This is a genomic window from Vibrio sp. A1-1 (assembly GCF_021728175.1).
In the GTDB taxonomy this organism is placed as follows: Bacteria; Pseudomonadota; Gammaproteobacteria; order Enterobacterales; family Vibrionaceae; genus Vibrio; species Vibrio diabolicus.
This window is the reverse complement of sequence record NZ_JAKKCL010000017.1, coordinates 20,939-33,696: the sequence shown is the minus strand read 5'-3', so window position 1 is coordinate 33,696 and position 12,758 is coordinate 20,939. Positions and strand designations below refer to the sequence as shown.

Here is a 12,758-nt window from a genome sequence, read left to right as displayed (position 1 = left end):
TTAAAGACTTTCAATCAAGCGCAAGTTATACCTATCGATGAATATCAAAAATGTTACCTTTTCCCATTTCATAAACGTTTCTGGACTTGGGCAATGTGACCCATAACGAGGTTCTGTGGTTAAAAAGTCGGCATGATAAGTCCACGATTTATCTCGATGACGCTCAAGGAAGAACATGAAAGACGAAACGCTATCCATCCATTTTGGTTACGAAACTGACCCTACCACTAAATCTGTCGCGACACCGATTTATCAAACGGTCGCGTACGAGTTTGATAACGCGCAGCACGGCGCTGATCTGTTTAACTTGGAAGTGCCGGGGAATATCTACACTCGCATAATGAATCCGACTAACGATGTTCTGGAAAAACGCATGGCGGCGTTAGAAGGCGGCATTGCCGGGTTGGTCGTGAGTGCGGGGAGTGCAGCGATTAACTATGCGATTCTGACCTTAGCGCAAGCGGGCGATAACATCGTTTCTACGCCGCAACTTTATGGCGGTACTTACACCTTGTTTGCGCACATGCTGCCAAATCAGGGGATTCAGGTGAAGTTTGCTAAAGATGACAAGCCAGAAAGCTTGGCCGAGTTAATTGATGAAAATACCAAAGCGGTGTACTGCGAGAGCATTGGTAACCCAGCCGGTAATATCATTGATTTAGAACGCGTAGCGGAGCTTGCTCACGCGCAAGGCGTACCTGTGATTGTGGATAACACCGTCGCGACGCCAGTGCTGTGCAAACCCATCGAGTTCGGTGCGGATATCGTCGTTCACTCTCTCACTAAATACGTTGGTGGGCATGGCACCACATTGGGTGGCGTGATTGTGGATTCCGGTAAATTCCCTTGGGCGCAGCACAAAGACCGCTTTCCCGTTTTCAACCAACCAGAACCTTCTTACCACGGCGTGGTGTATACCGAAGCGTTTGGTGAGGCGGCATTTATCGGGCGCGCGCGTACCGTACCATTGCGTAATACCGGATCGGCATTATCACCGATGAATGCATTTATGCTTATGCAAGGGCTAGAAACGTTACCGCTGCGTATGGAGCGCCATACCGAGAACACTCTCAAAGTGGCTGAGTTCTTGGAACAGAGTGACAAAGTCAGTTGGGTGAGTTATGCCGGATTGCCAAGTTCTGAACACTTCCATCTCGCCGAAAAATACATGAAAGGTAAGCCTTCTGCGATTTTGTCGTTTGGTTTAAAAGACGGCTATGACGCAGGTGTGCGCTTTTATGACGCTCTGAAAATCTTTAAGCGTTTGGTGAACATTGGCGATGCAAAATCATTGGCTTGCCATCCAGCATCGACGACTCATCGTCAGTTGAGCGAAGCAGAACAAAAACAAGCTGGTGTGTCACCAGAGATGATTCGTTTATCTGTAGGTATTGAGCATATTGACGATATTCTAGCCGATTTAGAACAGGCACTAAACGCGTAAACGATTCTGTTTTTAGCTTTTGGTTACCCATAGGCCAGCCTTTAAAAAAGCTGGCCTGTTTTTATTTTATTGTTTAAATATCAAAGGCTTTGGTTCTTTTGGTTTGTGGTATTCCAAAAGCTCATAGAGGGTGAAATTTATTCCCTTGTCACGTTTGGGTTTGTTCCTGATGATGTGTGCAAATCTTATACATTGGAAGGGACTCAAATGTCTTACGTATTTCACCGTCATTGCAATGCCACGCTGCCAATCATCGATAAAGGTGAGGGTGTTTATCTATTCGATAAACAAGGGAAACAGTATCTCGATGCTTGTGGCGGCGCTGCGGTATCAAACCTTGGCCACAGTCATCAAGCCGTTAAAAAAGCCATGTTGGAACAGCTCGAGCGAGTGCCGTTTGCTCATACTGGATTTTTTACTAGTGACAGCGGTGAGCGACTAGCGGAATTGATTTGTCAGTACATGCCTGAGCAGTTCAACCATGTGTATTTAGTCAGTGGCGGGTCAGAAGCGGTGGAGTCGGCACTAAAAATGGCGCGGCAGCATTTTGTGGAATCAGGTAAGCCAGAGAAGAAGCAATTCATCGCGCGTCAGCAAAGTTATCACGGCAATACGTTGGGAGCTCTGGCGGTCGGTGGTAATGAATGGCGACGTGAACCGTTCAAACCCATCTTGCATCCGAGCCATCACATTGCCCCTTGCTATGCTTATCGGTATCAGCAGACTCATGAGTCGGAATTGGATTACTCATTACGAACGGCGAATGAACTTGAGGCAAAAATTCTTGAGTTGGGGGCTGAGAATGTCATGGCTTTTGTCGCCGAGCCTATTGTGGGAGCCACCGCTGGAGCTGTACCTGCGACTCAAGGTTACTTTAAACGTATTCGCGAAATATGCGACCAATACGATGTGTTATTGATCTTGGATGAAGTCATGTGTGGCGTTGGGCGCAGTGGCAGTTTTTTTGCGTTTGAGCAAGAAGAGGCAGAGCCCGATCTGGTTTGCATGGCTAAAGGGCTTGGTGCGGGTTATCAACCTATTGGCGCGGTGGTTGCGAATGATCGAGTCTATCAAGCTATTGCTGATGGAAGCGGTTTTTTCCAACACGGTCATACTTTTATGGCGCACCCTGTGGCGTGCGCTGCCGCCGTGGCAACCATTGAAACCATCTTCCAAGATGATTTATTAACAGCGGTGAATCAGCAAAGTGTTTTGCTGCGTAAAGAGCTTACTTCTGCATTGGCCCATTTACCATACATTGGCGACATTCGTGGTAAAGGTTTGTTTTTGGGCATTGAGTTGGTGGCGGATAAAGAAAGCAATGCGCCTCTGAGTAAAGCCACATTGGCAGACAAACGCATCAAACAGCGAGCAATGGAAAATGGCTTAATGTGCTATCCAATGGGCGGAACGATTGATGGCGTTAATGGGCACCATATTTTGCTCGCACCGCCATTCATTATTCAGTCTCATCATATTGATGAACTAGTCGGTAAACTCTCACTGACGTTAAAAGAGGTGGCGGAGACATGGAAGTAGCAAACCAATATTTGCGAGAACCTATCGCTATTATCGTGGCTCCAAACGGCGCAAGAAAAACCAAGCACGATCACGTCAACTTACCCATGACAACAGACGAACTGGTTGCAGAGGCTATCGCTTGTCAAACAGCAGGGGCTGCCATGATCCATTTGCATGCTAGGGACGCTAACGGACGTCATTCACTAGACATCGACGACAACATGGCAATTTACCATGCCGTGAAAGAAGCGGTGGGAGAAAACATGATGGTTCAGCTCACCACAGAGGCGGTGGGCTTGTATTCTCCGGCACAACAGATGGCGTTAGTTAAAGCAGTGAAACCAGAAGCGGCTTCTTTCGCATTGAGGGAATTAATCCCCGATCGATCAAGTGAGAAAGAAGGGCATGCCTTTTTCCATTGGGTGGCTGAAAACAACATCGTGAGCCAAATTATTCTCTACGATGCAACCGACATTGAACGTTATTTCCAACTGCGTGATGCGGGCGTGTTACCTAAAACGCATCAGCATGCATTAGTGGTGTTAGGGCGTTATCACCAAGCTCAACAGTCGTCGCCATGGGATTTACGAGGCTTGAATTTGGCGCGTTTTGTCGAGGAAGAAATTCGATGTGCCATTTGTGCTTTTGGCGCGCGAGAGCAAGACTGTTTAGCGAGTGCGATGTTACTTGGATTCGATGTGAGAGTTGGTTTTGAGAACAACCACTTCGATGTGACAGGCGAGTTAGCAATCAGTAACGCGGCTCAGGTGGAAGCTCTACGCGATGTGGCGCATCGATTTGCGATTCCTTTACACAGTGCGCAAAGTTTGCGTTCAGTTTTGAAGTAAATCTGTTCGCGGCAAGGAAAATAAAGAAGAAAGTAAAAAGGCTCCATCGGAGCCTTTTTGGTATTTGTCGTTAGTTCTCAGTTTGCGCTACAGGTTGACGAGCGGGATATTTGATAAACACCGCGACAACAGCCGCTATCGCTAATGCAAAACAGTAGTAAGAATTAGCAACTACTTCAAGTGGCGATAGGTTGAATACGGAACCTAGCAGCAGTACTTGAGCACCGTAAGGCAATACGCCTTGCACCACGCATGAGAAAATGTCTAACAAGCTTGCTGAGCGGCGAGGAGAGACATTATTCTCTTCCGCCAGTTGGCGAGCAACGCTGCCCGAGACAATGATGGCGACCGTATTGTTCGCCGTACAGCCATTGACCATCGACACCAAGCCTGCGATACCTAGCTCACTCGCGCGGCTGTTGGCATGCTTAGAGTGGCTAGAGCCAAACGCGTGGATAAGGCTGCTAACGAAATTGGTTAGGAAAGCAAGACCGCCTTGACGACGCATCAGTTCACTCAAACCACCAATTAGCATGGACAACAAGAAGATCTCTTGCATGTTACCAAAGCCTTTATAAACGTCTTGGGCTAGATTAGTCAGTCCGTAATTGTCAATCGATGCCAAGCTCACGCCGCCAGCCAAAAGGATACCAATCGACAGAACCACAAACACATTCACACCAGATACCGCTAAGATCAAAATAGTGATGTACGGCAAGACTTTCAGCCACTCAATATCGCCAGTTGCAGGCACTTGAGTCGCTGTACTGTTGAAAGCGAACACTGCAATCGCGATCAACGCCGCAGGCAAAGCAATACGAATGTTCTCTTTAAACTTGTCTTTCATCTCACAACCTTGAGAGCGTGTCGCCGCGATGGTGGTGTCAGAGATGATAGAAAGGTTATCACCAAACATAGCGCCGCTCAGCACAACGCCTGCGGTTAACGGTAAGCTCATTCCTGCTGATTCAGCAATCCCCAACGCTACGGGGGCAACGGCTGCGATGGTACCCATCGAAGTGCCCATCGCTGTTGCGATAAAAGCAGAAATCAGAAAAATGCCCGGCAAAATCATGCTGGTTGGAATTGCGGATAAACCAAGGTTCACCGTTGCATCAACACCGCCAGAGGCTTTTGCTACCGCAGCAAAAGCACCAGCAAGCAGATAGATCATACACATTGCGATGATGTCTGGGTGGCCAACACCACGCATGAAGTGTTCGATTGAGCGGTTAAGTTTCTCTTTACTTAAAAGAAACGCAATGATGATGGCTGGTAATACCGCGATGGGTGCAGGCAGCTGGTAGAAGGCAAATTCAACGCCTTGCAAAGATAAGTAAGTGCCTACGCCAATAAACAGCGCAAGGAATACAATCAATGGGATCAGTGCGACCGCAGAAGGTGCAACTGTTTTAGTTGTTTGTTGGGAACCGGACATGTAAACGACAATGTTAATAATAAGAGAGAAGAGCAGACTAATATCACATTTACGCATTGTCAACGTCTAGACGTCTAAATGGCTGTTTAAATTTTGCACGTAAAGAAAAAGATAAAAGCTCGTATTACGTATCTCACTGATACCACGAGCTTTAGTTATGCACTAATGAAGGGACTGTCGTTATTGCATTGATTTGGCTTTTTTGCGTTTAACAATACCTAAAACCATCCACGTAAATAAGACAGCAGCAAATGCCCATACCAGATATTTGTATTCGGTGTACAGGTTGGTCAACACGCTTAAATGTTCAAATGCAAAGTGAGTTAACAAGCTGAATACCAATACCCAAACCGTCGCCGCGAGGGCGTTACCGAGCAAAAACTCTCTACGTGGCATTTTCGCGATACCGCATGCAAGAGGCATAAATTGCTTCATTCCTTCAATAAAGCGACTGACGACCAAGCACGTAGGGCCGTATTTCTGGATAGTCAGTTGAAGTGTTTGCATCTTCGGGCCAGAGATATAGCCTTTTTTATCCAACCAGCCTTCAAAGTAATAACCGATTAGGTAACCACAGGTATTCCCAAAAAAGCAGCTTAGCCACGATACCATCATAACCATACTTAGGTTCATGACTTGTTCTGAAGAGAGCAAAGATGCCGCGATCATCAGCGATTGACCAGGCATCGGTACACCTATCCCTTCTAGAAATATACTGACAATCAGCGCCAAGTAGCCGTATTGCTCGAGCAAAGGCTTCATTGACATGAGAAGTTCGTTAATGTGTTCCAAAAGCTTTCCCCTAATAAAAGCGGAACGAAGTTGGAGTGATACTCCGAATGTCCTACTGGGTCAATTCTTGTTTCTCACCGCTGAGAAAAACTGACATGCCTCTGATTATTGTGCGGAATCAATCTGCTGCTTGTTTTATTCGCCGCCACGCTCCCGTGTGGCGGCGAATAAGGCACACCATTATGACTCTTTAGCTTTAGTAAATGCGCCATACAAATCAAGACGTCGGTGACGTAAGTTGGTTACTGAACCCTCGGTATTAAGTTGCTTCAACTTAGTCAAATCAACATCGGCGAAGATCATCATTTCGGTGTTGGCGCTTGCTTCTGTCAAGGTCGCATCGTGCGGGAAGTAGATATCCGACGGTGAGAATACGGCAGATTGTGCGTACTGGATGTCCACGTTATCAACACGAGGTAAGTTACCAACACTGCCACCAATTGCAACATAGCATTCGTTTTCAATGGCACGCGATTGGGAACAAATTCGTACTCGTTGATAGCCATTTTTTGTGTCCGTCCAGAAAGGAACGAATACAATTTGTGCGCCTTGTTCTGCTAACATTCTTCCCAATTCAGGGAATTCGCTGTCATAACAAATCAGTATGCCGACTTTGCCCGCATCGGTTTCGAAAACTTGAACATTGTCACCACCGTCGATCACCCAGTCTCTTTGTTCATGAGGCGTGATGTGGATTTTATATTGAGCGTTAATTTCACCATCTCGTTGCAGCAAGTAGGCCACATTATACAGTTTGCCATCTTCGATAACGGGCATACTGCCTGCAATAATGTTGATGTTGTAGGTGACTGCCATCTGCGAGAAACGGTTTTTGATCTCTTCCGTAAAGCTAGCCAAAAAGCGGATTGCTTCAACGGAATTTTTGTCGTTTTGCAAGCCCATCAGCGGTGCGTTAAAGAACTCAGGGAATAGGGCGAAATCGGCCTTGTAATTCGCAAGAGAAGAAATGAAGAACTCAGCTTGATCGAGCAAATCCTCCAGATCATTCATCGCGCGCATTTGCCACTGTACAACACCAATTCGAATCAGAGTCTTTTCTACATCGTGTACGGATTGAATATCCTCTTCGTAGAAAAAGTTATCCCACTCCAGCAGTGTCGCGTAACCTTTAGAAGCGCTATCCTCTGGTAAGTAGCCGCGCATGATTCGTTTTACATCGAAGTCGTTAGCAAGCTGAAAAGACAAAATAGGGTCATGAAGCTCACGGCGTTTTACTTTGTCGATGTACTCTGCAACGCTCAGTTCATCTGCGTATCGGTGGTAATTAGGAATGCGGCCACCGGCTAAAATGGCTTTGAAGTTCTTACTCCGGCAAAGCTCTTTACGCGCATCATACAAACGTCGACCCAAACGTAGCCCTCGATAGTCCGGGTGGACAAATACATCGAGACCATACATTGCATCACCGGTTACTTGATTCTGTATGACGTTGTTTTCGGTAATGATGTCGGTATATAGGTGAGGAAGAGAAAAGCGGTTGTAGTCCACTTTAATGGTTAATGCTGCACCGACTATTTTGCCGTTATCTTCAATACAGATTTGGCCATCAGGAAACTGATGAATGAGATCCATAATAGTCAGCCGTGGCCATGAGCCGCCAACATCAGGAAACACTAAGTCCATTAGTTCTGCAAGCTCAGGGTAATCCGTTGGCTCAATGGTACGTAATGAGAGTTTGGGCGAATTGCTGTCCATATCTTTCAATCCATTTATCCTTTTGAAACAGTGTTAATGAGAATGCCACAATTTGGAGCAGACAGATACTGAAGTCTTTGAGTTGTTTGGGTTACCAAAAGCATATCAAGAAAACAATATTAGCTTAGTTTGCTCTTCAACCATTCGTAAAACGCCGCCACTTTCTTAGCCGATAGGCGATAATTTGGGATCATCACGTAATAACCATAACCACTCTGTAAAGATAGGTTAAGAATACGTTGGATATCCCCTCTTAAAATAGAATTCTGCGCCATAAAATCAGGAAGTAAGGCGAGTCCTTTTCCCATTTTGACGGCTTCGTAAGCTAGGTAAAAATGTTCAAAGCCTACAGAGTGATAGGTAACGGTTGATTCTACTGCATGCGCAGCCTTAAATTGCTCCCACAACTGAGGACGAGTGATTTGAGGTATCAGCGGATAGTCGCTAACAGCGTGCACATTCTTGAGTGCAGGAGCGTTAGTACAACCGACCAATAGTAGAATTTCTTCGCATAGTAAGTGGCTGTATTCATAATGCGTGGACAATGGAAGACAACGAATATGCAAGTCGCTTTCACCGCTTGAACCTTTTACGTTCCCATCTCCGGTACAGATTCTTACACGGATATTGGGATGTCGCTGGTGGAAGTCATCAATATGAGGTACCAACCAAAGGCTAGCGAAAGAAGGAGTAACATCCACGGTGAGCAATTCTTGCTTTGAATCTGATTGTATTAAGTTGGCGGTTGCATTCTGAATAAGTTCTAGTGCTTCTGTGACTTGCGGTAGGTAGCGTTTTCCTTCCTCAGTTAACTCAATACCATTCGAGCCTCTTTGTATTAAAGGTAAACCCACTAGTTGTTCAAGCGCGGCAATTTGTTTGCTTACTGCACTTTGTGTAATGCATAGGGCATCCGCCGCTTTTGAGAAGCTGAGGTAATTTGCAACCGCGACAAACGTCCTTAATGCTCGGATAGAAGGGTACTCACTGCCTTTTAACATACTTCAGTCCCATGGAGATAGCCTATTCACAGAGTAGGAGATTTACCTATTGAAGCAAAGAGAGAAAAAGCCGATGTGTGATTACCTTCCTTACTCGTTCATAAAGAACCCAGACCAAAAATTAAGAATCCTAAATATAATGGGTATGTAAATAATTGATGATTGGGGTTTGTTTATTGATTTTCCCTATCTTTTGAAAAAACTACAAATAAAATAGAATGTTTTACATCATTAGTATTTACACAAATCTAATATTGTTTTCTCAAGGTAAATAAAACGGTATAACTTTTATTTTTGTTGTTTTAATTTCAAAATGATGTCAATTTTTTATAAAGTAGAAAATGTTTTTCATTAAATTAAAATTGGCATTGCATTTGCTTTGTATAATTCGAACTTTCAATGGCACTTATATTAGGAGAACGAAATGAAAAGCAATGTTGTTACTTTGATTGGCCTTTTTTCTTTAGCAACGTTTAGTACTTTATCTCACGCAGCGGACTCCAAAGATCATGGTGTTTATGTCGGCGCCAACTATGGTTACTTAAAAGTTGATGGACAAGATGACTTTGATGATGACAGCGATGCTATTCAAGGTTTGGTTGGTTACCGTTTTAACCCTTACTTAGCGTTAGAGGGCGGTTACATTGATTTTGGTAGCTATGGTAATAACCTAGCAAATGCCGAAACGGACGGTTACACCGCAGCACTAAAAGTTACAGCCCCTATTGCTGATCGTGTCGATCTTTACGCAAAAGGTGGTCAAATGTGGTACTCGACGGATTACAACGTTGCGGGCTTCCAAGGCAACAAAGATGACGAAGGTGTATTCGCTGGTGCCGGTGTTGGTTTTAAAGTTACTGATAACTTCTTAGTTAACGCAGAATATATGTGGTACGACGTAGAACTGAATGCAGAGAACGTCGCGAATGGTGCAAGCACAAAAACTGATTTTAACCAAGCATCGCTAGGTGTGGAATATCGTTTCTAATATTGTTAACCATGTTTAACCCAAATAAAAATGCGAAGCTAAATGGCTTCGCATTTTTTGAGCTCAATCTAGTTGAGGCTAATAGAGCTGTTTTTAGAATAATTGTTAGTGTCTTTTACTGTCACTCTACTATATTTAGAGCATTTCTAACATGACTGTCTAACCTTCTTACTAGTCTCGAAAAACAAAGTTTTATCACTCTATAAGTAATACTCGATAGGTCGATCGCTGCGCTACCTGACATTACATTCATGTGACCTAAAATACCGCGGACGTGTTCTGTATACTCGTTTTTTAGTTTTGAAATGTACGCCATAGCTTTAGCTAGTTGATCCCAAGCAGTAAGGCCTACGGTTGCTATTTGTTGTATTATATGACCCAGACCTGAAATTCTTAGTAAGGTCAAAATTGAAGAGACTATTTTACTTACCCAACCATCAGTCATTCGAGCATTATATCTATTGTTGAAGTCAAGAAATACGTTGCGTTCTAGGTAAGTTTGAGATTTGGGTTGTAGTGCCGACCACTCATTACTTGTAGCGGTATTGACATAACCCGGAACAGATTTTTTTCCTAGTCCATGAGCGCAGAAGTAGATGCCAGAACTTCCATCTAGCCGATACTCAATACCACCGTGAGTAAATGGCCAAAGAGGAGACATCGGAACTGGATCTGCACCATGAGTGCAGCGATATGAAGAATCTAACTCCCTTCTTGCGTATGGTTTAAAGCCAACTTTTGGTGCGCCAAAAGTATATAGGTGTACGCTATAGCCGTACTGACTCTTCACCCAATCTGCCGCTAATGAAGCAAGAGCACCACCTAAACTATGACCTACACAGTGTACTGCCTTCGGTGCTTTCATGTTCTTTTTCGAATAACCAGCGATGTATGCTGCAAGTTGTGGCTTTATCGTATTGAAGAGATTTACAAAACCTGCATGTACCCTGTAACCGGATGAGGTACCTGATATCCCAATGTTTCCATCGGTCATAATGTCGCCGATGTTTGCTTGAGTGCCTCGGAAGGAAAATACTAAAGTATCGGCAAACTCGCCCTTACCTCGACCTATCGCTACAAAATCTGATGTCATTCCACCAAATCCCATAAAGCCACTTGTCGTTCCTTTTTTGACATCATTCCTTAGATCAAATGTAAAAAACTTTGCTATATAACCACTAACGTTACGAACATTAGTTGCGAATACAGAATAAGGGATTTCTGCGATTCTAGATGATAGCTTTGGTGAGAGTGATTGCATTCTTTAATTTCCATATAAGTCAGAGTCAATATATCCAAATAATTCACATTGACTATTTACGTAGTAGTCATCGTTTTCGTCATCATCAATTGAAAAAGCAAAGTACTTAAGAGGGTTTGCTGCATCACAGACTAGATTAGCCATATTGTTTTTTACGTAATCCTCTATTTCATAGCCATCGAACGAACCTTCCCAAATAATAACGCTTTCATCAATATCTAGTTCTGTGGTTAAAACAATAGTTACATAATGTTCAATAAGCGGGATCTTAACGCTCTCTTTGTTCTCATACACAGGAGAAAATTCAAACCGACCACTGCTGTCAGTAAATGTTGATAAGTCTATTGATTTTCCTGAAGCGCTTAAACCAATACTAAGACTAACCTTTTGGTTATTAATCGGCTTTCCTTTTTTTGTTAGCACACCATTGATTTGTGGTGTGTATTGGTTAACTTTATCGCAATTCAATATACTCTCTCCAAAACTCATATTAATGCTCAACAATATGATTGTAATAAATCCAACTAAGTAATTTTTCACATCGAATTTTTTCATTTTAAAAATCTATAAATGTATATGTATTGTGTGTTTTTACAATATTTAATGTTAACTATGTGATTAGTACTGCATTGTCCTTGTAACTTGTGAATTTGAAAATTACATTTTTAGATTTATGTTTATCTACTTGACCGCTTTTTATTAGCATTAATAAAGTTTAAATCTGGAACACTCAGTCTTCGCTAATCTTTGGTAGTTATATTATATTGGATTTTTGAGGCTTTCATCAGGTAATGTGGAAGCAAAATAAACGAGAGCTATCGAATGGTAAAGATCTCTATAAATACTAGGTTTCAGACAATGAAATCATATTGAAAATAGTTAATTAGTCGCTTGGTCAAGAGGTGTTTTTATTAATTTACATCGTAATGCTAGATTGACTTGATAATTTATGTTTCCGCCAATTGTGATAACCAAGAACAAAAGAAAAGGCTTATTAAGTATCTTTTGATGGTTAGTGATAAACCCAAATTGTTCAACTTTAACCCATCATAATTCTATAACTTAGATTTAGCACTCGTAGTTGTTGATACCCCAAAGACTTAGAACACTTTAAATCGAAGAGCATATAGTACACACTTTTTGGCCTTGAATGAGTTCTTCTGAACTTCCATGTGCTTTTGGTTGTGTATTTATGAGCGTATCGTCTGTTACTTAATACTCAACGAGTTTTTAAATCGGCGTACGTTCAGAGTTATGCAGCAATGCTCGTGAAAAGTTATCAGGTAGCATGAGTGCGTGAGAAAAGAAGACAATGTGGAAAGTGGATTGTTGATACAAAAAAGGCCACCCGAAGGTGGCCTTTTCCAAACGTTTGGTGGAGCTGGCGGGAGTTGAACCCGCGTCCGAAAACCGTTCATCATTGGTACTACATGCTTAGTCGATCTTTAATTTCGCCACCCACCTGCGAACCGACACGCTAATGAATGACTAGCCTGAATTAAAATTCGCCGTTCATCTCTCAGGCGGGAGAATCCGGGCTAGCGCGTTTGGGTTTGATCCCTCGTTATTCCCCGTCTTACGTGCGGAAGCTAGGGCGAGAGAGCTCTGAGCAGGTTATTAAGCTGCTAGTGCGTAGTTTTCGTCGTTTGCGACTATTTTTTTGCGGTTTGTTAACGAGGCCTACCGCACCTCGGCATGCACCTCAGACTTCTGAATTCCCGTCGAATCCTAAATCAGCCCCAGGTAATA

Annotated in this window: 10 protein-coding genes and 1 other RNA gene; 4 read left to right on the top strand and 7 right to left on the bottom strand. The window is 43.4% G+C overall.

The window, feature by feature from the left end; genetic code table 11:
- Nucleotides 1-175: 175 nt before the first annotated feature.
- From L3V30_RS19835 to L3V30_RS19825, 3 genes are all read left to right on the top strand, one after another.
- Nucleotides 176-1,444, top strand: a complete 1,269-nt coding sequence (locus tag L3V30_RS19835) for an O-acetylhomoserine aminocarboxypropyltransferase/cysteine synthase (RefSeq protein WP_237309635.1) — start codon at nucleotides 176-178, stop codon at nucleotides 1,442-1,444.
- 207 nt (nucleotides 1,445-1,651) lie between these two features.
- A complete protein-coding gene (locus L3V30_RS19830; protein ID WP_237309633.1) occupies nucleotides 1,652-2,983 on the top strand; it encodes an aspartate aminotransferase family protein in 1,332 nt (443 codons plus the stop codon).
- Entirely contained in the window at nucleotides 2,974-3,813 is an 840-nt protein-coding gene (locus L3V30_RS19825) for a 3-keto-5-aminohexanoate cleavage protein (RefSeq protein ID WP_237309631.1), read from the top strand. The genes L3V30_RS19830 and L3V30_RS19825 overlap by 10 nt, the downstream gene beginning before the upstream one ends.
- Before the next feature lie 70 nt (nucleotides 3,814-3,883).
- Here the strand turns inward: L3V30_RS19825 and L3V30_RS19820 are convergent, their stop codons facing one another.
- From L3V30_RS19820 to L3V30_RS19805, 4 genes are all read right to left on the bottom strand, one after another.
- A complete protein-coding gene (locus L3V30_RS19820) occupies nucleotides 3,884-5,251 on the bottom strand; it encodes a Na+/H+ antiporter NhaC family protein (protein ID WP_237309655.1) in 1,368 nt (455 codons plus the stop codon).
- 180 nt (nucleotides 5,252-5,431) lie between these two features.
- Nucleotides 5,432-6,019, bottom strand: coding sequence for a DedA family protein (locus L3V30_RS19815; protein ID WP_006741863.1), 588 nt, complete (start codon nucleotides 6,017-6,019; stop codon nucleotides 5,432-5,434).
- A 204-nt stretch (nucleotides 6,020-6,223) separates the two neighbouring features.
- Nucleotides 6,224-7,759 (bottom strand): bifunctional GNAT family N-acetyltransferase/carbon-nitrogen hydrolase family protein, encoded by a 1,536-nt coding sequence (locus L3V30_RS19810; RefSeq protein ID WP_006741862.1) that lies wholly within the window; start codon nucleotides 7,757-7,759, stop codon nucleotides 6,224-6,226.
- Nucleotides 7,760-7,878: 119 nt separating this feature from the next.
- The gene (locus tag L3V30_RS19805; RefSeq protein ID WP_006741861.1) at nucleotides 7,879-8,760 is read right to left on the bottom strand and encodes a LysR family transcriptional regulator; all 882 of its coding nucleotides are present in this window, start codon (nucleotides 8,758-8,760) and stop codon (nucleotides 7,879-7,881) included.
- Between the two features lie 424 nt (nucleotides 8,761-9,184).
- Between L3V30_RS19805 and L3V30_RS19800 the strand changes: the two genes are divergently transcribed.
- Nucleotides 9,185-9,748, top strand: a complete 564-nt coding sequence (locus L3V30_RS19800) for a porin family protein (protein WP_012842100.1) — start codon at nucleotides 9,185-9,187, stop codon at nucleotides 9,746-9,748.
- Nucleotides 9,749-9,869: 121 nt separating this feature from the next.
- Here L3V30_RS19800 and L3V30_RS19795 read toward each other — a convergent pair whose 3' ends face one another.
- The 3 genes from L3V30_RS19795 to ssrA form a co-directional block, all read right to left on the bottom strand.
- Nucleotides 9,870-11,009 carry a lipase family protein gene (locus L3V30_RS19795; protein WP_005391480.1) on the bottom strand — a complete coding sequence of 380 codons (1,140 nt, stop codon included), beginning with the start codon at nucleotides 11,007-11,009 and terminating at the stop codon, nucleotides 9,870-9,872.
- A gap of 3 nt (nucleotides 11,010-11,012) precedes the next feature.
- A complete protein-coding gene (locus tag L3V30_RS19790; protein WP_237309628.1) occupies nucleotides 11,013-11,564 on the bottom strand; it encodes a DUF6795 domain-containing protein in 552 nt (183 codons plus the stop codon).
- 818 nt (nucleotides 11,565-12,382) lie between these two features.
- Nucleotides 12,383-12,750, bottom strand: a transfer-messenger RNA (tmRNA) gene (gene ssrA / locus L3V30_RS19785).
- Between the last annotated feature and the right edge of the window lie 8 nt (nucleotides 12,751-12,758).